At 41.3% G+C, this 20,989-nt stretch carries 15 protein-coding genes; 12 read left to right on the top strand and 3 right to left on the bottom strand.

What is annotated here, in order from left to right:
- Positions 1-246: 246 nt before the first annotated feature.
- The gene (locus EZ456_RS04905; protein WP_131527862.1) at positions 247-873 is read left to right on the top strand and encodes a carbonic anhydrase; all 627 of its coding nucleotides are present in this window, start codon (positions 247-249) and stop codon (positions 871-873) included.
- A gap of 599 nt (positions 874-1,472) precedes the next feature.
- On the opposite strand, the gene EZ456_RS04900 is transcribed toward EZ456_RS04905, so the two are convergent.
- Positions 1,473-2,210 carry a 3-keto-disaccharide hydrolase gene (locus tag EZ456_RS04900; RefSeq protein WP_131527860.1) on the bottom strand — a complete coding sequence of 246 codons (738 nt, stop codon included), beginning with the start codon at positions 2,208-2,210 and terminating at the stop codon, positions 1,473-1,475.
- A 529-nt stretch (positions 2,211-2,739) separates the two neighbouring features.
- Here EZ456_RS04900 and EZ456_RS04895 point away from each other — a divergent pair.
- On the top strand, positions 2,740-4,461 hold the full coding sequence (locus EZ456_RS04895; protein WP_131527858.1) for a glycoside hydrolase family 43 protein: 1,722 nt from the start codon (positions 2,740-2,742) through the stop codon (positions 4,459-4,461).
- Between the two features lie 488 nt (positions 4,462-4,949).
- Here the strand turns inward: EZ456_RS04895 and EZ456_RS04890 are convergent, their stop codons facing one another.
- Positions 4,950-5,984, bottom strand: coding sequence for an alpha/beta hydrolase family protein (locus EZ456_RS04890; RefSeq protein ID WP_131527857.1), 1,035 nt, complete (start codon positions 5,982-5,984; stop codon positions 4,950-4,952).
- 381 nt (positions 5,985-6,365) lie between these two features.
- Here EZ456_RS04890 and EZ456_RS04885 point away from each other — a divergent pair, with 381 nt between their 5' ends.
- Both EZ456_RS04885 and EZ456_RS04880 read left to right on the top strand, forming a co-directional pair.
- A complete protein-coding gene (locus tag EZ456_RS04885; protein WP_131527856.1) occupies positions 6,366-7,439 on the top strand; it encodes a sensor histidine kinase in 1,074 nt (357 codons plus the stop codon).
- Complete coding sequence (locus tag EZ456_RS04880) at positions 7,436-8,146, top strand: LytR/AlgR family response regulator transcription factor (RefSeq protein WP_131527855.1); 711 nt, start codon at positions 7,436-7,438, stop codon at positions 8,144-8,146. The genes EZ456_RS04885 and EZ456_RS04880 overlap by 4 nt, the downstream gene beginning before the upstream one ends.
- 221 nt (positions 8,147-8,367) lie before the next feature.
- Here EZ456_RS04880 and EZ456_RS04875 read toward each other — a convergent pair whose 3' ends face one another.
- Positions 8,368-8,571 carry a hypothetical protein gene (locus EZ456_RS04875; RefSeq protein WP_131527853.1) on the bottom strand — a complete coding sequence of 68 codons (204 nt, stop codon included), beginning with the start codon at positions 8,569-8,571 and terminating at the stop codon, positions 8,368-8,370.
- Positions 8,572-8,770: 199 nt separating this feature from the next.
- Between EZ456_RS04875 and EZ456_RS04870 the strand changes: the two genes are divergently transcribed.
- The 8 genes from EZ456_RS04870 to EZ456_RS04835 all read left to right on the top strand — a co-directional run bounded on the left by EZ456_RS04870 (position 8,771) and on the right by EZ456_RS04835 (position 20,949).
- Positions 8,771-9,376: an RNA polymerase sigma-70 factor gene (locus EZ456_RS04870; RefSeq protein WP_131527851.1), complete on the top strand. Its 606-nt coding sequence runs from the start codon at positions 8,771-8,773 to the stop codon at positions 9,374-9,376.
- A 314-nt stretch (positions 9,377-9,690) separates the two neighbouring features.
- Positions 9,691-10,845 (top strand): FecR family protein, encoded by a 1,155-nt coding sequence (locus EZ456_RS04865; protein WP_131527849.1) that lies wholly within the window; start codon positions 9,691-9,693, stop codon positions 10,843-10,845.
- Between the two features lie 201 nt (positions 10,846-11,046).
- Positions 11,047-14,457, top strand: coding sequence for a SusC/RagA family TonB-linked outer membrane protein (locus EZ456_RS04860; protein WP_131527848.1), 3,411 nt, complete (start codon positions 11,047-11,049; stop codon positions 14,455-14,457).
- A gap of 10 nt (positions 14,458-14,467) precedes the next feature.
- Positions 14,468-15,895 carry a RagB/SusD family nutrient uptake outer membrane protein gene (locus EZ456_RS04855; RefSeq protein WP_131527847.1) on the top strand — a complete coding sequence of 476 codons (1,428 nt, stop codon included), beginning with the start codon at positions 14,468-14,470 and terminating at the stop codon, positions 15,893-15,895.
- Positions 15,896-15,906: 11 nt separating this feature from the next.
- Positions 15,907-17,019 (top strand): TlpA disulfide reductase family protein, encoded by a 1,113-nt coding sequence (locus EZ456_RS04850; protein ID WP_131527846.1) that lies wholly within the window; start codon positions 15,907-15,909, stop codon positions 17,017-17,019.
- Positions 17,020-17,073: 54 nt separating this feature from the next.
- The gene (locus tag EZ456_RS04845; protein ID WP_165501248.1) at positions 17,074-18,186 is read left to right on the top strand and encodes a TlpA disulfide reductase family protein; all 1,113 of its coding nucleotides are present in this window, start codon (positions 17,074-17,076) and stop codon (positions 18,184-18,186) included.
- 25 nt (positions 18,187-18,211) lie between these two features.
- Positions 18,212-19,531 (top strand): M16 family metallopeptidase, encoded by a 1,320-nt coding sequence (locus tag EZ456_RS04840; RefSeq protein ID WP_131527844.1) that lies wholly within the window; start codon positions 18,212-18,214, stop codon positions 19,529-19,531.
- 2 nt (positions 19,532-19,533) lie between these two features.
- On the top strand, positions 19,534-20,949 hold the full coding sequence (locus EZ456_RS04835; RefSeq protein ID WP_131527841.1) for a M16 family metallopeptidase: 1,416 nt from the start codon (positions 19,534-19,536) through the stop codon (positions 20,947-20,949).
- Positions 20,950-20,989: the final 40 nt, after the last annotated feature.

Below are 20,989 nucleotides of genomic sequence, written 5' to 3'. Positions count from 1 at the left end.
ATAATGTAAAGAAGTTTAAACTTAAATTAAATAAGTGACGGCACACCTGGCATTAATGTTACCGAGATTAAACATTCTTAAAGAAATTGACTCTATTCAATTTTCTTCAGCATTCATCCAAATACTTTGTTTATCAGGGAATTAAAATTAATGGACAGAAGATTTGATAAAACGGAAAAATCTTTGTTTAGTTTTTCACCAATAGCATCAAAATAAACTATTTGTATCATAAAAAATTATAAAAAAATGAAAGTAGAAGACGTTTTTAAAAATAATGAAAAATGGATTTCAAACAAGCTCTCAATAGATGAAAATTATTTCACTGAACTAGCTAAGGGACAAGCACCAGAATTTTTGTACATCGGCTGTTCCGACAGCCGTGTTTCGGCTGAGGATTTAATGGGCATACAGCCCGGACAGGCTTTCGTACATCGTAACGTGGCAAACCTGGTTAATAACGTAGACTTAAACGTTATGACTGTACTAAATTATTCTGTTCGACATTTAAAGGTAAAGCATGTTGTCGTTTGCGGTCACTATAATTGCGGTGGTGTAAAAGCTGCAATGCAACCTGACGATATGGGTATTTTAAACCCTTGGTTGCGTAACATCCGCGATGTGTATCGTACCCACAAAGATGAATTAAATGGAATTGAGGATGAAGCTAAACGTTACGACAGATTAGTAGAGCTTAACGTTCAGGAACAATGTGTAAATCTTTTAAAAACTGCGGCAATACAACAAGCCATTACAGAACGTGGTTTAACCGTCCACGGCTGGGTTTTCGATATCCGCACTGGTAAATTAATCGATCTTAATATAGATTTCGATGCGATTTTGAAAGACATTAAAGAGATTTATAACCTGTATTAGTAGTTCAGGTTTGGAGGCCTGAAGCCAGGAAACAGAAGACAAGAGTTTAAGAAAGTCCGAAGGTCAAGGTAACGCAAGTTCCTTAATCTTCGGACTTTTTGTTTAGAGGTTCAGGGATTTGAGCGCAAAATAATCCGCTTGGTAGAATAATGGTGGGCAAAAACCCAATGACCATGGAGCCTACCATTCCTTTTCCTGAAAGTGCAGCAGGGGAAAAAAGTTCACCTTAATGGCATTTGGATAAACAATGAAAATGACTTTGCCTATTCAACCAGTTCATCCAAGGATTTTTATTGCGGTTTTGGATCAGATTATCAGCTAAAAAGTTGCAACCATTCAGCACTGCAAAATCACCGACCCCCACTTCTTCCATCATAATTCGGGAATTATACTTTTAAACCGGATTAACTTTGACGATGAAATTAGTATATGGCGCCGCTGTCTGCAACATTTGGAATGCACAAGGAAATTTATAGAATACCAACTTACAAACTATATTATGGAAAAGATAGAATACGTTAATGGGGAGGCCAGCATTTCCTCGCAACCAAAAGCCGCCTTTTTTATAAAGTCTCTTCTCGATTCTTCCATAACAGCTATTATTTAAGTGTTTTTATTTTAATGTTTTTGTACGAAACATTGTTGCCGTGATCCTGGATCAGGATATGTCCCTTTTTTGCTTCTCCAAAGGTCTTCCATGTCTTGTATTTACTTCCAGCCACCAGTTTTCTGAACTCTTCTGATCCGCGTTCATATTCCACTACCTTCACCCCGTTCAACCAATGCTCTACATGATCATTCGGATAAACACGGATCTCACCACTATTCCATTCGCCAATAGCTTTGACTATCGAGGCAGGCTTATGTGATGGAATAAGATCGTAAAGAGAAGCCAGTTTACGGTTACCGTTTTTGCCCAGTTTTGCATCAGGATGTTTTTCATCATCCAATACTTGAAATTCAAGACCAATACCCGATAGGTTGGTTTTTTCTTCTTCAGTTACAAAATATTTTATACCACTGTTGGCACCCGAGGTAAGTTTGAAATCGAATTTTAATATAAAAGCAGAGTATTCATCCCTAGTTACAATATCACCACCTGAGCCCTGCTCACGTCCATTGGATGCCAATACCGTTAAAACACCATCTTTCATCTCCCAGCCTTTGGCAGGAAACTGTGCTTTAAATATCGCACGCCAGCCACTTGCGTCCTTGCCGTTCCATAGCAATTTAAAACCTTCTTTCTTTTCACTTTTGCTAAGAATGTTTTGAGCGTGAGTTAGGTTTACGGCAAAAATGCCCAATAATAGGATGTAAATTAACCTGTAGTTTTTCATTGAATTTAATTTATTGAAATTGTATAATGTGTTTAGAGAATTAGCTTTACGATTGATTTTACGAGCACCTAAGGAGCACATAGCAATAACAAGAAGTAATATGGCTTCATAGGCACCCCTATACTGGTGGTATAGCATTTGCGATTTGATTTCGATTAACAAGCTCATCATTGGTTCAAGGGCCAAAGTAAGCCAATGAACATTGTAAAATATGCTCAATTTATTGTTGATTTGTCTCATTTTACATGATCAACAAATGAAAAAGAAGAAGAATGGCAAGGCTAAGTGCCTGTTAAAAAAGATGTAACCAAATAAAATAAAATACAACCAACTCACTACAAGACAACAGCTTAAAACAAAGCGAATGACTAAAAAGGAAGTAAAAGATCTCAGGTCAGAACTCATGGATTAGCAATAAAACGTTAATTTGTGAGCGATGCTCCAACTTCGGTATGCCATTGCCCTGTTCGATAATTGTCTATTTTCGGTGAAATAACCAATGTTAAAAAACGATTAATACTTTAAGTACATGATCACTTTTCAGTTATCTATATTCTTTAAAAAATATATAAGTGGTATCCATCTGGTAAACAACCAAACAACAATAATTGTAAAGAAGCCATACCTAACAGCTTTTGTTATTTGTCTGTTTTATTTGTTAGTCAGCTTTTGCACCGCTTCCTGCGGATTAAAAAGAGCACAAACTCCAAATGCTAATACTAAAAACATTGCTCCTTTGCTGTTAAACCCTGCCCTACCAGGCGACAACCCGGATCCCTCGATCATCAGAGTTGGAAAAGTGTATTATGCAACTTCTACCACAAACGAGTGGGCTCCATATTTTACCATCTATAAATCTACTGACCTTAAAAACTGGAAACTGATCAATCATGTCTTTCCAGATGGGTTTAAAGATATGAAAAACCAATGGGGCGAGAATAACTTTTGGGCATCAGAGCTGGTTTACGATCAAAAGCAGAACCGGATTTATGCTTATTATACAGCGCACAACAGGGAAACAAAAGGTAATCGGGGTTTACAGTGCGGTACCGCCTGGATCGATGCAGATAAAATTGAAAACGGTAAATTTACCGACAATGGGCCCGTTATTATTGAGGATGAATGTGGCGCCATAGATGCATTTGAATTACAGCAAAATGGAAAAATTTATGCTTTCTGGAAAAATGACGGCAATGGCTGTGGCAAAGATAGCTGGATCTGGAAACAGGAAATTAACAATAGCCGAACGAAATTGCTGGGCCAAAAGAGTAAAGTATTTACCAACAGCCAACCATGGGAAACAGGACTTGTTGAAGGCGCCTGTTTTTTTACTTTGGGAGAATATATTTATAGCCTGTATTCTGTTGGCGGCTGCTGCGATGCAAAATGCAACTATAAAACAGGAATTGCCAGGACGAAAGACCTTGACAGCGGAATTTGGGAGAAATATGGCGATAACCCGATTATGCAAAGTAACGATAAGTGGAATTGCCCAGGCCACGGTACCGTGGTTAATACAATAGAGGACAGATTGTTTATGCTGTATCATGCCTTTAACAAAAGTTATGACGTTTTTGTAGGCCGGGAAGGCATTTTAGAAGAACTAATTGTTGGTACTGATGGTTGGCCTGTGTTGCATAATGCAACCCTCCCAAATAGGCCACGGACCGACCTTGATTTTGTGGACAATTTTGAAAACGATCAAAAACTTGATCTTGCATGGCAATGGCCTTCCAAATCGCAAAGGCCGTCGATGTCTTTTGATCAGGGATTAAAATTAGCTGCATCCGATGAAAACCATGCGTTAGGCACCTTTCTGGGCCAGTACATTAAAACTGTGAATTTCAGCATTAGTGCCGAAGTAAAGCCGGGTATGGCAAAAACGGGTATCTGCCTTGGCGGCGCTATTTTTAAAAGCAAATGGCCTGGGGAACTGGGTGGAATAGGGATTACGGCCTCAAGTGACGGCTTTATTGTCTTTGATAATTTTCAGGGAGCTTATAATATCCTTAAAACATCAAAGGAAAATTTAACTGGCCTCGTGCAATTGAAGATGCAAATCAGTAATGATGGTAAACAAATCGAATTTTTCTATAAAAAACAGCGCGCAGAATGGCTTAGTTTTTACCGTACAGATTTTTCAGCAGCGAAATATGCACCTTGGGGAATGGGATATAGGGCAGGCGTTGTGGTAAAAGGAGATCTTTCGCAAACAGGGACTTTTAGCTACTTTAGTTTAATCAATAATTAAAAACAGCCGTTAAAAGTCGAACTCTTATCAGGTTTAGGAATGTATATATCCAAAAATCGACCTTGACAACTTAGACTTACGATAAACTCCGAGAATGGATCGCCCGATCGTTATGAGCGGATATAATTATTCATCTTTTGGTGAGTGCCATGGAGTTCCCGCAAGTCTTGGGCAAGCAATCCCGCGGCAGATCGACTAGTTATGCAGATTTCGGTACTCCTCAAGCACGTTAAAAATCAATGTGTCGAGTTGGTCAATTATCAACTAAACGAAGTGACTTTCAATTTCGAATAACATATTCATTTCTTAAGAAACTTCCACAAAGTGCTGAAACTTTAAAACTGGGGATAATCTGAGCATAAATGCTCAGATTATCGAAGTTAGGATGATAGTATCCAATACTTACCAAATAAACATGCTTATTATTAAGATAATAATGGCAAACTTCGGTTAAATAATGTTTAGACCTTAAGCCAACACTGATGCTTTTAGTGTCCAGGCCAGAAAGCTGTCTGACCGGTCTTTGCGCGTTTAACTTCAGAACCATCCCCCCAAATTCCCATGAAGGTGGCCTGTTCTGTATTTCCCCACCAAAACTTATAATCATTACCGTAAAAGGAGTAGTTGGCCAGCGCAGTCGCCCATTTATAGTAACCATTAAAATCCAGCGCATCTGGAGCGTCTGAAGCGGGACTATAATGGTCTGCCTTCAATTGCTCGGACGGTTTGGATGGATTTCTATCTGAGAATACCCCAATCCATTGCTTGTTCGCAGCAGGGATTTGTGAAATCTGATTCCAGCAGTTTGAGGAAGTAATAAATGTATTTTCACCATCATCTTCCACATCAATGATCACGACTTTCGTATCTGGATCAATTGTTCCCGCATCTCGCATTGGTGTGGTATTACCACCTCCATTATTGGCAACCAAAGTGAATAAATATGCAGGCTTTGGAATACCGTTCTGGCGATAGTTCGCTGCTAGATTGATGGATGTCGCCCCACCTACCGAATATCCGATCAGCCCAAGCTGTAGCAGACCATTTTCGGACAAAGCAACCGGAGCTAATTCTTCAGGATGTTCCTTGATATATTTTAGGCCATCACTGATTATGATTGCAGCATTGTTTTCAAAAGTTTTTGGGTCGGTATCGAGCTTTGGTTGAAACTCATCATATATAACGGTATACCCTTTTTTTACAAGGTGATTGATCAGGCCAGTGTGACGATCTAACTGATTGCCAGGATAGATATTATAGGCGTGCTGAAATGCAATTACAGGAAGTGCATTTTTAGGCTTGGGTGAAGGCTGGAAAATATAATTTTCAACACCATTGCTTTGGTACGCTATCTTTGTAATATTACGGTAAAGATAATCACTACCTCCCGGGCCATTTTGTGCTTGTCCAGGCATCCCTCCATCTTTCACTATGGTGTCCTTCCTACAGCTGCATGCTACGGTAATCAACAGTGTAATCAATGTCGTGAAAAGGAATGTTCTGTGCTGATGTAATGTTTTCATTTTTTTTTAAGATAATAATTTATAAATATTTAATTATGGTAGCCGGGTGTTCAAATATCTTTCCAATACAGCTCGAATTATCTTATTACTAGACCAAAGTATCGATTGCCTATACCAACAGAAATTTATATTGGGCAACCCTCGAAATAAACGAGTCATTTAGTAGCTTCCAAAACCTTAAAAATGGCGTCCGTAGCTGAAAAAGGTCACAAGTAGGCTGCAAAATTAACCCTAACCATATTAAATTATTAGAAATCATTTGGACTTAAATTTTAGACGAATGATGGCAAAGCCATACCAAAACAATATCCCTCATCTCAATTTCGCAATGAAGATGATTATATTTGCAGCGCACCAAAATGATTAAATCTGCTTTTTTCCATGAGCATTCATCAAGACCAAACTATTATCCGAGAGAGGGAATGGCTTTTGAGGTTCCTTACCGACAAATCATACCGGCATTCGCGACATGCGTTTGCAATGACTGCCTACCTTCTTTTAATACTTGTTGGAAAAGATTGGCGCCAGTTCCAGGGCGTATATGACCATTTGGATTGGATATTAAGTTATGTGGTATTAATGGCGCTTTTTTACCTAAACCTCAGAATACTTGTCCCAAGGTATTTTTATAATGCGCAGACCACAGTTTATCTGGTTTACTTAACCTTTGCTATTGCTTCTGCCTGTTTAGTTCTTTTTTTCTTTCATCGTCTTATCTTCGACCATCACCGAATCTTAACGACTTCGAATGCTATTTTCAACCTATTGGACGTCTTGGCCGGCATTTTTTATCTGACACCATTCTATCTTTTTGCGACCGCTATCAAGTTGTTCCAGAGATGGATAAATGACACACAGAGAATCAATGAAATGGAGAATAAGGCTTTGCAGAGTGAACTGATTGCTTTGCGCAACCAAATCCAGCCCCATTTTCTTTTTAACATGCTAAACAACATACAAGTTGTCAATAATAGAAATCCGAAATTGGCCTCTCACATTATATTCAAGCTTTCAGACTTCCTGCGTTATCAGTTGTATGAAAGCAATCACCATGAAGTTTACTTATCTTCCGAGATTCAGTTTATAAGTGATTTTCTGGAACTTGAAAAGGTTCGAAGAGATCGGTTTGAATATGACATAGAAGTTGAACAAAGTAGCCTGGGTGACTTGAAAATTCCACCCCACTTTTTGCTCACGCTGGTGGAAAATGCAACAAAACATAGCCTTGACACAATGTCTCCTTCTGATGTCAAACTTCGAATTACACGAACGACAGATAGTATTTGCATTTGTTGTGACAACTCTGTTCCGGAGATCAAGGTTGTTGGCAAGCGTGGAGGATTAGGCCTGGAGAATATGAAAAGACGATTGGAGTTGCTCTATGGAGAAACGTTTACATTAGAAAGCAACTCCTTAAAAAACAGATATACCGTAGAATTGAAAATACCCACATGAATTGCATAATTGTCGACGATGAACCCTTTGCTCGGGAGGGAATGTCCTCCCTGATTGCAAACTTCCCGGGGCTTCACCTGAAAGGATCTTTCAATAATGCACTAAGTGCAAATGAATTTCTCACCGAAAATAACATAGACCTTGTTTTCCTCGATATCCAGATGCCCGGTGAAACTGGGTTGGAGCTTGCTCGTAGGCTACCAAAAGAAACTTTGGTGATATTTACCACTGCTTACTCTGAACATGCCCTGGAGAGTTACGAGGTAGATGGGATCGACTATTTGGTTAAACCAATCACATCCGAAAGGTTCGCCAAAGCGGTGGATAAAGCGAGTATGTATTTTTCCTTAAGGCAAAACAAACAGAGTGAACTGGATAATGTTGCAGATCATTATATTATGATCCGTGCAGATCGAAGATTTTACAAGATTGACTTTTCAAGTATCCTATACATCGAAGGTCTCAAGGATTATGTCATTATCTATACCCAGGATAATAAATACATTACCTGGATGAACCTGAAGACCATTCACTCGAAATTACCGGAGCGATTGTTTTTAAGGGTAAGTAAAAGCTACGTGATAAACCAGCAGGCAATTACATCATTTGATACCGGGAACATTTACCTCGGTGAGGTCAAGATTCCACTAGGGAAAGCATACCAAAAAGACTTTTTAACCCGATTCAACGGCCAAAATGAAGTGTAGGCTTTCAAAAAGTTATCAAATGTTAGATTGTAATTTTGTAAACATCATTAAAAAACAACTTAATAATTTTATACCTATCACCCATACCTTGACACAATCTATTATTTTAAGAATAAGTATGCATTATACCTATCCACAAATCCTGGTTGTGTGTTTAGTGGAATCTGCTATCTAACAAAAAAATTATTTTTCGATGTGTATATCGATTTTGTAGAAAGATTCTAATGCTTTACTCCTAATGCCGCGCTATTGATGATGGTTTTAACACGGCACAATCTTTTAATTAATGGTTCAAAAAGAATTCTAAAAGGAAAACCTAAGGTCTGAGAATCGGTTGCAAGAAAACCTTCCCATGGTTCTTTGGATATAATCTCAATGAGGATAGACAGCGAAACTGAACTAAAGCGCGGCAAGCAGTTTTTCATATTTTTGAAAAATCAGCTTAAATCTCTTGAAATAACATCAATTAAAACAATTCCAATTCACTAAGGGTAAATGCAAGGCGGGATCATTAATACAGCAGCAAATTTTTGATCAAATTATAATGCCTTGACCCCGGGATATACCGGGCACCACATCTAAATATGGTTGCATTTACGTAACTTAGTATAATCAAACAATTCAATGTCAGTTTATAGTACATATGGGGAAGATCAGCTGATGGCACTTTTGCGATTAGGAGATGAACTGGCTTTCAGCCAGATCTATGATCGATATTGGGAAAAAATCTTTATGCTCGCAGCTAATGCCCTGGATAATATCGAAGAGGCCGAAGAATGCGTGCAGGATATTTTTTGCAGCATATGGTTACGGCGCGATAGCATAAGTTTAAACTATTCCCTATACACCTATCTTGCGGTGGCGGTGAAGTATCGGGTGATCAATATATTGGATAAGCGGTATAGAAAAAGAAAAAAAATGGCGGAGCTTCGCATAGAGGACCTGACTGTGCACGCCCCGTCAGCAGAAGCATCAATTCTGGAGAAGGAACTGATGGCAACGCTCGAAAAAGCTATCGCCAAATTGCCCGAAAAATGCCGGATCGTATATAGATTGAGCAGAGAAGAGGGAAAGTCGCGTCGACAAATCGCGGAAGACCTTAACATCTCCGAAAAAACAGTCAACAACCACCTCACCAAAGCACTGAAAGATATCAGCAAAGATTTAAAATGTGGCTTTCCGCTGTTTTTGATTGCGGAAATCCTACAAAATTTGATGGTTGTAAATTAACTTACTGCCTTACTTTGCTTATCCTTTTCTGGAATATCCTTGTGGAACTATTGCTTTATCACCAATGGAATTACTATTTAATCAAGTGGTGATGTGCACTTTTCAAATTATTGGTATCAGCCACTTGGTTTATTGATACATGTTATTTTTGGCGCTTATTCCAATCACTGGGCACGTTATCTGCAAAAAATGCTCATTGCTTGCCATGTCAACGAATCCCAGCTATTTCTTTAAAAACCCTTATTAAAAAAAATATTTCTTTCCTGACTAGGCATAGTTTAAAATTATCTGACTATTAGGCTAAACAGTAAATTATGCAAGACAAGTTTACATCGGAATATATAGAGCGGCTGGCACACCGTTATCGGCAAGGAACATTGAATGCTGAGGAGAGGGTTGATTTTGAGGCATGGTATGATCTCCAGAACCAGAAAGAACTGGATCTGTCAAACAGTGAACTGGATAGCGCTGAGCAGCTTAAGAAAAAACTACTTGAAGGCATCGTAAGCAGACTGGATTTCCACTCGGTCCAGCCCAGAAGAAGTCTTCATCGGCTTTGGCCAAGGATCGGCATCGCGGCAGCGGTGATAATAGGTTTTGGTTCAGCATTGATATATTTTGCCGGTCGGGAGAGACATAACGGGGAGATTACCGCTGAGAATGATATTGCCCCTGGACGCGCATCTGCTACGCTAACCTTGGCCGACGGACGAAAGATCAGTATTGGTGAGGTCCAAACTGGAAAAATTGCTGATCAATCAGGGGTTATAATTACTAAAATGTCAGACGGTCAGATTTTTTATCAATATTCAGGAGCAAACAAAAGTGCGCTAGGATATAATATGCTGGAGACCTCAAAGGGAGAGCAAACAACCATTCGGTTACCAGATGGATCGCTTGTTTATTTAAATGCGGCCTCCTCCATAAAATTTCCGGCGTCCTTTGCAGGTCTTAAAAAACGTACCGTGGAGTTCTCCGGGGAAGGCTATTTTGAAATTGCAAAAGATAAGATGCATCCGTTTATTGTTAATACCGGTGCTGAGCAAATTGAGGTGTTAGGCACTCACTTCAACATCAATTCCTATCCTGAGGAACCTGTAGCAAAAACGACACTTCTGGAGGGAAGTATCAAACTCATAACGGACCATAAGAGCATATTGCTCAGTCCTGGTGAACAGGGTGTGCTAAAAAATGGTGAACTGACTATAAGGCCGATCGATACTGAAGAGATAGTAGCTTGGAAAAATAACGAATTTTTGTTCAAAGATGATGATTTCCGAACCAATATGCGCAAGATCGCCAGATGGTACGACCTAGAGATCATCTATGAGGAGGATGCGCCCCATGAGCTTCGGCTCGGCGGATTTTTATCAAGGACCAGAAAACTTTCAGCAGTCATAAGATTACTTGAAAACACAGGGAATGTCCATTTCAGACTTTCCGGAAAAAAACTTTATGTACGAAAATAATAGCTAACCAAACATGTTTTAACTTAATCCAACCACACAAATGAAAAAATACCTACGACAGAATAGCTAGGACAAAAAAAACCAGCGCCCGATCAAGATCGGGACTGGTCGGTGCCTGGCATCGGTGATCGAAATCAACTTCCAACTGCAGTAGCCCAAAGCTTCGAACCATAAAGGTTACTGCTAAACCAGACTAAACAAATGTATAAAAAATATACTATGAAAATTGGTATGCCCAATCGGCATATCAATAAAATATGCCTCATTATGCGACTAACTACCGTTATTTTAATGGCTACCTTTTTGCATGTGAGTGCGGCCAGCCTCGCACAAAAGGTCACTCTAAATCAGAAAAACACTTATTTGGAGAAAATCTTTAGAGATATTCATAATCAGACAGGGTACGACTTTCTATATGATAAAGTCCTGCTAGAAGCTAAAAAGCCTGTATCTCTTTCTATTACAGAAATGCCTCTGGAGGAAGCGTTGGCTAAATTCCTTGATCCACAGGGACTGACCTTCACTATTGATGACAGAACCATATTTATAAAAGAGCGAAAGAAAACATTGCTCACCCGACTCACAGATGCACTTCAATCCATAGATATCCGAGGACGGGTGCTTGATGAGAACGGTATTGCATTGCCAGGGGCGTCAGTGAGGATTATAGGTACCAACAGGAGCGTTGTCTCAGACGGGCAGGGTAATTTTGTTCTTTCAGATGTTGATGTGGATGCTTACCTGGAGATAAGTTATGTTGGATATAAAACCATCAAGATTATGGCTACGCCCAACCTGACAGTCAGACTGAACACAATTGCAAAGGAACTGGATGAGTTGGTAGTCAACAAAGGTTACTACACGGAGTCGCAGCGGCTCGCTACGGGAAACAGCATACGCATAACTGCCAAGGATATCGAAAAACAGCCTGTAACCAATCCCCTATTGGCACTACAGGGACGAGTACCAGGATTACAGATTACCCAGGTCAGCGGTGTTGCAAACTCCCCTGTAAATGTAATCATTAGAGGAAGGTCATCTTTAAACCAAGCAGTAAGCAACAACCCCTTGTACGTAATAGACGGGATTCCCTACCAATCCGTCCTGTTACTGGATGTACTTGGCAACAATGGAGGTTCGGGAGTAAATGCAGCCAGCCCTCAGGGAAATCCGCTGAACTATATAAACCCAAACGACATTGCCAGTATCGACGTCTTAAAAGATGCAGATGCTACAGCCATCTACGGGTCGAGAGGGGGAAATGGCGTAATATTGATCACTACAAAAAAAGGAACACCTGGCAAGCTGAGCTTCAGTGCGAATTTGAGCCAGGGCCTGATGCAGGCACCCCAGCCATTGGAGCTGATGAATACCCAGCAATATCTTCAGATGCGCCGGGAAGCATTTAAAAACGACGGGCTTGCAGTTCCCAGTATTCTCACCACGCCCAACGATGCCAACTTTGACGTGAATGGTACATGGGATACAGAAAGATATACCGATTGGCAAAAAGAATTAATTGGTGGATCAGCATCCTACACCAATCTGAACATGTCTGTCTCAGGTGGTAGTGAATCTATCCAGTACGGTATCAGGGGTACATTTAACCGTCAAGGAGCACTTTATCCGGGTGGTTTTGATAATAAAAAGGCTGCACTGAATTTCAATGTAACCGCTTATTCTTCCAACAGGAAGCTTAAGCTGGATTTTTCCGCGAATTTACTGAACGATTATAACTTAAATGCGCAGAGCGATCTTACCCGCTATACCCTAAGAGTGCCAAATGCACCTAAATCTTTTAATGATGATGGGACACTGAATTTTGGAGGAACTGCGTCGGACAATGATAGCAACCCTTACGCCTATATGCTTCGTACCTATAATAATAAGACCAATAACACCATTATCAGTCTACGTCCGAGCTATAAAATAGCCAAAGGACTTACAGCCTCAGCAAACCTCGGTTATACAGACCTTATTGCGGATATCAAAACCCTCCTACCCTCGGCCAGTTATTCTCCGCTATATCTTTCGCTGGCTCCGCCAACAAATCACGTTGCCACCAAAAACCGTCAGAAAACCTGGATCGTTGAACCTCAACTGAGTTATGATTACAGAATAAACAAACTATCGCTATCGGCGTTACTGGGAACCTCGTTTCAGGAATCGGACAATCAAGGAAACTATGTTGCTGGGTCAAATTATGTCAGTGATCAGCTCATCGGAAACATTGCTAACGCAGGTACAATAACCATTGCCGATGGTGGCTCCTTTCAATACAATTACAATGCAGTCTATGCGCGTTTCAATGCAAACCTTGCTGAAAAATATGTCCTGAATCTGACCGGTAGACGTGATGGATCATCCAAGTTTGGCCCGGGCAACCAGTTCGGGAATTTTTATTCTGTAGGAGCTGCCTGGATATTCTCTTCTGAGAATTTTGTGCGCAACAACCTGACTTTTTTGACATTGGGAAAACTGCGCGCAAGCTATGGGGTTACCGGTAACGATGGTATCGCCAACTATGCCTTTTATGACCTGTACACCAGAAGGACAAATACCTACCAAGGATTGACAGGGTTCGTGCCTTCAGGACTTGCTAATCCGGATGTTTCATGGGAAAAGAATGCAAAGCTAGAGTTTGGTCTGGATCTGAATTTCTTAAAAGATAGGATCGGGTTTTCCGGGTCATATTACAGAAATACCAGTTCTAATCAGCTGTTGAGCTACAGACTACCAGCAATAACCGGGTTTTCGGCTATAAACAATTATAATTTTCCGGCAACTGTGGAGAACTCAGGATGGGAGGCGATACTCAATACCCAGAACCTGATTTTAAGGAATTTTCGATGGAGCTCATCTTTCAACATCTCCATTAATAGAAATAAACTTATAAAATTTGAAAATCTAGCTACTTCTAGTTACGCCAGTTCACTGGAAATCGGCCAGCCGGTAACCGGAAGGCAGTTAGCCTGGATATCGACTGGAATAGATCCGATGACGGGATTGTACACTGTATTGAAAAAGGATGGCGGATCAGGCTCTACCGCTGGAGATTTTGTGAGTCTTACCAACCCTACCTATGAGTCCAGGTGGATGAACACACTTCCAAAATTTTTCGGTGGTTTCAACAACACTTTCCAATATAAGAATTTCCAGCTCGATGTGCTGCTGCAGTTTGTCAAACAAACCGGAAGATTGAGCATTGTACAGAATCTGCCAGGCTTGTTCTCTTCTGATGTTGGCTCATCCAGCAGTGCAGTGAGCAACGTACCGGTACAGTTTCTGGACAGGTGGCAAAAGCCCGGTGACCAGGCCAAATATCAACGCTTTTCACAATCTACGGCAGGCCGCCAAGCATACTCCAGTTGGATATCCAGCGACGCAGTCTATGTGGATGCTTCCTATATCCGTTTAAAAAACATCTCTCTATCCTATCAGTTACCAGCGAGGTTGAAAGAACGGTTAAAGTTAAAAAACTCGAGCATAAATGTTTCCGGCCAAAATCTATTCACCATAACGCCTTACCAGGGAAGGGATCCTGAAACACAAGAGTTATCTACCCTTCCTCCTTTGAGAGTAATCGTTTTAGGTTTACAATTCACACTTTAGATCAAACATCATGAAACGTTATTTGTCAATATCGACCACTATGCTACTTATTTTCGGATTTGTTGCATGTAAAAAATTCGTACAGCTGGATCCTCCAGACGATCGGCTAAACTATTCAACCGCCTATTCAACCAATACATCTGCCACTTCGGTACTTAATGGACTGTACATCAGAATCATGGAATCGGCAACTGTATTTTCGCCTAACTCTACCACTTACCTATCAACGGCCGGTGATGAGATGAAGAGTTTTTTCATCAGCCCTACCTCAATTTATTCCAACCTTTACAGAAATGAGATCCTTCCTGTTAATGAACTGTACTGGAGCAGTACATATACACTTATCTATCACTGTAACGCTGCTATTGAAGGGCTAGAGGAAAGTAACACCATAAATTCGGGCTTAAAGCAGCAACTTATAGGTGAGGCAAAGTTCATGAGGGCTTTCTGCTACTTTTATCTGGTCAATACTTATGGTGGTGTGCCCCTGCTAACTAGCCCTGATTACCGCGTAAACGCTACTGCCCCAAGAGCAGATGTAAGTGCAGTATATGCACAGATGATCACTGATCTGACTGATGCAAAGTCGAAACTGAGCAGGGACTTTTTAAAAGGCGATGCGATGACAGCCTACCCGGTTGGCAGCTCCGAAAGGGTGAGACCAACATTCTGGGCTGCGTCTGCGCTATTGTCGCGCGTTTATCTTTATAACCGAAGGTGGGCAGAAGCAGATATCGAATCTTCCGCTGTAATCAATAATGCGGGTATGTTTTCGCTGGTTAGTCCAGCTCAGGTATTTCAAAAGAACTCCAGAGAATCGATTTTCCAAATGGAAGCAGTTTCGGCTATAAATTATTCGCTGCCTGAAGCCAGATTGTTTGTATTAAGTACATCCGTGGGCACATCCTCTTTTCCGATCGCCATGAGCAATCAGCTCATCCAGGCATTCGAGGTCAATGATCAAAGGCGCGTGAATTGGGTCGGAAATGTCACCATCGGAGGCGTTCCTTATCAATTTCCTTATAAATACAAGGCGAATACCGCTGCATCAGCAATTTCGAAACCAGAATACCTGAGTTTGCTTCGCCTGGGCGAACAGTACCTCATCAGGGCAGAAGCAAGGCTGCAGCAAAATAACCTAAGCGGTGCGCTGGCCGATGTAAATACGATCAGATCTAGAGCGGGTCTCAGCAACACGACCGCCTCCAGTCAGAACGCGATCTTTGAGGCGATCCTAAAGGAGCGTCAAACAGAACTGTTCTGCGAACAGGGACACCGGTGGTTTGATCTGAAACGGACCGGTAAGCTTGATGAGGTCATGACGAGTATTGCGCCAACCAAGGGAAGCCAATGGGCTTCTTACAAACAGCTTTTCCCAATCCCGACATCCGATATCATCGCTAATCCAAGCCTCATACAAAATCCTGGGTACAATTAAAAGAAACTAATATGAAATACTTCATCATAATATTAATCTCCCTTTTTGCCCTAAACGTAAAGGGACAGCAAAAAAATCAGTCTTTTTCCATTTATGGAAACCTGAAGAATCTAAAAAACACTAAAATCTACCTAGAATACGCGGATCGGAAAGTGATTGACAGTGGAAAGATCGATGCACTGGGTAATTTTACGCTTAAAGGAAAAATCTCCGAGCCGCAGGTCGTCTATCTGACATTCAAGGAATCTCGGGGAAAAAGTTACGAGCTTTTTCTGGAAAATACCGATTATGCGTTCAAAGGAGATTTTAATGACGCGAAAAATACCGAAATAAAAGGTGGCAAGGAGCAGGCATTATTCAACAAGTACAGAATTTTAGGTAATGAGATGAATAAGTTAATGGTCGATATGCAACGCCCAATCCATTATAACCTCAAAAAAAAGGATTCAGTAGGCGCGTACGCTTATATTCTTGCTACAACGGAGATTTGGCGAGATTCATTACTGAGCAGGGAGGTCGATTTCATTAAGCAATTCCCGTCGAGCGGGGTATCGGTACATGCTATGCGTAGTATCCTTGCAGGCAATTTACCAGTAAAACTCCAGGATAGTCTTATGCGCCTGGTTGAGGCTTTCCCAGTCGGAAAATATCCGCATGCTGTAAAATATCGCGAAGTAATCGATTTGCGATTAAGTGTGTCCATAGGCGCTAAGGCACCTGATTTCAGCCAGCCCGATGTAACCGGAAAAGAAGTTCCATTTTCGGAATTTCGGGGAAAATATGTACTGCTAGATTTCTGGGCGAGCTGGTGTGCACCGTGCAGGGCTGAGAACCCGAATGTGTTGAAAGCGTACCAAAAACACAAAGAAAGTAATTTTACGGTGCTTTCGGTATCCATCGATGTAGATAGGGATAAATGGCTCAAAGCGGTAGAAGAAGACAAGCTTCCATGGTTACAGGTAAGTGACCTTAAAAAAGCAAATGCCGCATCCAAGCGATATGCCGTATCGGCGATCCCAAGCAATTTTTTAATCGACCCGGATGGAAGAGTCATCGCCATAAACCTAAAGGGAGAGCATCTGCAAAACGTGCTTGATGAAGTGCTGGGCAAGAAATCAAAATAATCTAATCATGAATGCAACCGGGAAGCTTATTCGGCCTCCCTCAAATCAAATAAAATGAGAAAATATATCATTTGTGCCTTGATCGCCCTGTTTGGGCTAATCGCAAGGAATACACATGCCCAGAATTATCTGATCAGCGGACAGGCGAAAGCTGCCGCCAATCTAAAGATTTATCTTAATGGAAGGGATTTATACGCTCCGCTTCGCGACAGTACAATAGCAGATGGAGACGGTAATTTTAGTTTCAAGGGTTCGGTTCTGGAGCCACAACCTGTTTTGCTATCAATTACAGGAAACAAGGAACCATATGGGTTTATTTTAGAAAATAAAACAATCGTGATCACCGGGGATATTGATAAATTTTCACGTTCCAAAGCAACCATGACCGAAGAACAACGAATTTATGAGGCATATCAGGCAGAAAAGCTGAAATTTTATTCCTATACGAGCCAGTTACAAAATTTAATGAAACAGGCTCAGATTGAAAAAGATACCGCCAAAGTTTCGTCCCTTGCCAAGGGATCAATGGGATTGCTCCGGGACTCTATAACCAAAATTTACTTAAAGATTATCAACACCTATCCCAATAGTTCTACTGCAGTAGCCTTCATAAATAGTCTTGTCAGTACCTATCCGATAAAAAATGTCCAGGAGCTGATGGCTAAAATAGAGAAGACACCAGCTGGAGCCTATCCAGCCGCCCTGAAAGCAAGGGAGGCAATAAATGCGAGGCTGCGTCGCCAAGCCGGCACGCAGGCAGTGAACTTTGCCCAACCCGATAGCAGCGGCAAGGTCTTTAACTTATCTTCCTACAGGGGCAAATTTGTATTTATTGATTTTTGGGCCAGTTGGTGCAAACCATGCCGTGCAGAAAATCCAAATGTGTTAAAGGCGTATAATAAGTTTAAGGACAAGAATTTCACTATCGTGGGGGTATCTCTTGACGCCAGCAGGTCTGCATGGTTATCTGCAGTCAAGGAAGACGGCCTGCCATGGCTGCAGGTGAGCGATCTAAAGGGTGGAGACAATGACGCGGGCAAATTGTACGGGGTTACCTCCATACCTGCAAATTTCCTTGTGGGTCCCGATGGTAAAATCATTGCCACGGACTTGCGTGGTGAGACCTTGGAGCTGGCCCTTGAGCACTCGATAGGCAACTCAAAATAAATATTCAGATTGAACTTAAAAAGATATGAGCACAAGAAATACATTGAGCCTGGGATTACTGTTTCTAATATTTAGTCTAAACAGTCTCGCTCAAGAGATAAAATTTACAGAATTTGACCTTTCAAATGGTCTGCATGTTATCCTGCACCAGAACAAAACTGCACCAGTGGTAGCGGTATCCGTAATGTACCATGTAGGATCTAAAGATGAGGATACAAAAAAAACGGGAATGGCGCATTTTTTCGAGCACCTGCTGTTCGAGGGCAGTGAACATATGACACGGGGAGAATTCATGCAGATCGTAAGCAGTAGTGGAGGACAGAACAATGCCAATACTACCCAGGACAGAACTTTTTACTACGAAGTGTTTCCTTCCAACCAACTCGAGTTGGGACTGTGGCTGGAAAGTGAAAGGATGTTACATCCCAAGATAGAGGCGACGGGTGTAAAAATCCAGAATGAGGTGGTGAAGGAGGAAAAGCGTCAGCGGATCGATAACAAACCCTATGGTAAAGCAACGGAAAGAATTTTTGGTCACCTTTTTCAAGGGCACCCCTACCAGTGGCAGCCCATAGGCTCCATGGCCCACCTGGATGCGGCCAAGCTAGAGGACTTCACCGATTTTTTTAAACGTTTCTACCCGCCCAACAATGCTGTACTGACCATAACAGGTGATCTTGATATAGAAAGGACGACGAAGCTCGTGGCTAAATATTTCGATGAGATTCCCCGTGGGCCGGAAAAACCTAAAATAAACGTGAACATGAATGCCCTTACACAGCAGAAAATAGATACTGTTTATGATGGCAATATTCAAATGCCAATGATTTTTACAGCGTATCGGGTTCCTGGGATGAACAGCAGAGAAAGTGCTGCCCTAAGCATGATAAGCTCCATTCTTTCAGGCGGGGGAAGTTCAAGGCTGAACAAAAAAATGGTCGATGAAAAAAAGACTGCACTGCAAGTAGCCGCGTTTAATTATGCACTCGAGGACAGTGGCGCCTTTTTCACCTATGCATCACCAAACAATAATACGTCATTAAATGTGCTATTAGCAGATATGGACAGTGAAATTGAGTTGCTAAAAAATGAATTGTTGTCAGATTCAGAGCTAAAAAAGGTACGTAGCAGTTTTGAGAATTCATTTGTAAGTGTAAATACCAAAATGATAGGCATAGCAGAAAATCTTTCCAATGGATATATGCTGCATAATAAAAACACCAATCAGCTGAATGAAATTCCATCGGTAGTGCGTGCGATCAGCCCGGATGAGCTTCGTGATGTGGCAAGAAAATACCTTAATTCAAATCAGAGGATAGTTCTTTACTATCTCGCAAAAAAATAATCATGAAGAAAATCATTTTAACGGTCTATATGGCCATAATTGTCCAGTTTTCGATGGCCCAAAAACTGGATCGCAGCAAAAAACCATTGCCAGGACCAGCACCGATCATTCAGATTAAAAATCCCGTAATTTTTAAGCTTGAAACCGGACTGACGGTATTAGTTGTCGAAAACCATCAGCATCCTAAAATAACCGCAACTTTCAGTACAGATGGGGGACCGATATTCGAAGGTAAGAAAGCTGGTGTGATAGGAATCCTCAGCGGAATGCTCAAGGAGGGAACAATTAAGTATGCCAAAGCGGAGTTGGATGAAAAAATTGACCAGATGGGCGCTGAACTCAGCGTATCAGCGGGAGGTAGTTATGTCTCATCACTCACACCCTATTTCCAGGAAGCATTTACCCTAATGATTGAGGCGTTGAGGGAGCCTGCCTTTTCTAAAGATTCCTTTGACAAACTCAAATCCCAGCATCTGTCTAGCATCAAGTCGGAGGAAAAAAATGTCACCTCCATTTCCAGCCGGGTAGTGAGAGCGCTTTCTTTTGGACCAGACCATGCTTTGGGCGAATTCGCGACCGCCCGAAGCGTCGAAGCGATAACGCTTGAGGATGTAAAAACATTATACCGTGAGATCCTCACCCCGTCCAAGGGTTATCTTACCATCGTAGGTGACATCACGCCCGATAAAGCCAGATCCCTGGTTAAAAATACTTTCGGAAATTGGAAAGGACCAGTCATCCATCCATATAACCCTTCAAAGGTGGAAAACCTAGCTAAGACCGAAGTGAACATTATCGACCTGCCCAGTGCTGTACAATCAGAGATTACGGTACTCAATCTGATCGAACTTCCATTGTCAAGTCCGGATTATCATGCTGTGCTATTAGCCAATCAGATTCTTGGAGTTGGGGCAAACGGAAGACTTTTTAAAAATCTAAGGGAAAAACATGGTTTTACCTATGGTGCATATTCGGCGGTTGGGTCCGGTAGAAACCAGACAACTTTCAGTGCTTCCGCGTCAGTCAGAAATGACAAGGTAGATAGTGCTGTTTTCGAATTATTGAAGGAAATCAAATTGATCGGCAACGAGATCGTAAGTGAAGATGCGCTACAAAACGCCAAGAATCTCTATAACGGTAACTTCGCATTAAATATGGAAAACCCCGCAATAGGCGCCGGATTTGCCAGTAGCATACTGGTCAACAAACTACCTAAAGACTTTTACAAGAAATTCCTTGAAAAGCTGAATGCGGTTACACAGAAAGATGTCATGCGGGTAAGTCAGCAGTATTTTATGAGCGAGCGCGCACGTATTGTCATCGTAGGCAATTCGAAGGCCTTTTCCCAAAATCTTAAAGCCTCTGGATTGGCTGTTAAATATTTCGATATTTATGCCAATCCAGTACCTGAAATCTAAGGAAAAGAGAGAAAATTACTTTCCTATGTACACGGAATTG

Origin of the sequence: Pedobacter psychrodurus (assembly GCF_004331735.1) — a bacterium.
Classification (GTDB): Bacteria; Bacteroidota; Bacteroidia; order Sphingobacteriales; family Sphingobacteriaceae; genus Pedobacter; species Pedobacter psychrodurus.
Note: the sequence above shows the minus strand (reverse complement) of the source record. Positions and strands in the feature narration are given on the sequence as shown.

Excerpts from the sequence above, each read along its gene's own strand:
- EZ456_RS04880 (WP_131527855.1), top strand. The coding sequence starts at position 7,436 with ATGAATTGCATAATTGTCGACGATGAACCCTTTGCTCGGGAGGGAATG.
- EZ456_RS04850 (WP_131527846.1), top strand. The coding sequence starts at position 15,907 with ATGAAATACTTCATCATAATATTAATCTCCCTTTTTGCCCTAAACGTA.
- EZ456_RS04870 (WP_131527851.1), top strand. The coding sequence starts at position 8,771 with ATGTCAGTTTATAGTACATATGGGGAAGATCAGCTGATGGCACTTTTG.
- EZ456_RS04900 (WP_131527860.1), bottom strand. The coding sequence starts at position 2,210 with ATGAAAAACTACAGGTTAATTTACATCCTATTATTGGGCATTTTTGCC.
- EZ456_RS04840 (WP_131527844.1), top strand. The coding sequence starts at position 18,212 with ATGAGCACAAGAAATACATTGAGCCTGGGATTACTGTTTCTAATATTT.
- EZ456_RS04835 (WP_131527841.1), top strand. The coding sequence starts at position 19,534 with ATGAAGAAAATCATTTTAACGGTCTATATGGCCATAATTGTCCAGTTT.
- EZ456_RS04890 (WP_131527857.1), bottom strand. The coding sequence starts at position 5,984 with ATGAAAACATTACATCAGCACAGAACATTCCTTTTCACGACATTGATT.
- EZ456_RS04860 (WP_131527848.1), top strand. The coding sequence starts at position 11,047 with ATGTATAAAAAATATACTATGAAAATTGGTATGCCCAATCGGCATATC.
- EZ456_RS04905 (WP_131527862.1), top strand. The coding sequence starts at position 247 with ATGAAAGTAGAAGACGTTTTTAAAAATAATGAAAAATGGATTTCAAAC.
- EZ456_RS04865 (WP_131527849.1), top strand. The coding sequence starts at position 9,691 with ATGCAAGACAAGTTTACATCGGAATATATAGAGCGGCTGGCACACCGT.
- EZ456_RS04855 (WP_131527847.1), top strand. The coding sequence starts at position 14,468 with ATGAAACGTTATTTGTCAATATCGACCACTATGCTACTTATTTTCGGA.
- EZ456_RS04845 (WP_165501248.1), top strand. The coding sequence starts at position 17,074 with ATGAGAAAATATATCATTTGTGCCTTGATCGCCCTGTTTGGGCTAATC.
- EZ456_RS04885 (WP_131527856.1), top strand. The coding sequence starts at position 6,366 with ATGAGCATTCATCAAGACCAAACTATTATCCGAGAGAGGGAATGGCTT.
- EZ456_RS04875 (WP_131527853.1), bottom strand. The coding sequence starts at position 8,571 with ATGAAAAACTGCTTGCCGCGCTTTAGTTCAGTTTCGCTGTCTATCCTC.
- EZ456_RS04895 (WP_131527858.1), top strand. The coding sequence starts at position 2,740 with ATGATCACTTTTCAGTTATCTATATTCTTTAAAAAATATATAAGTGGT.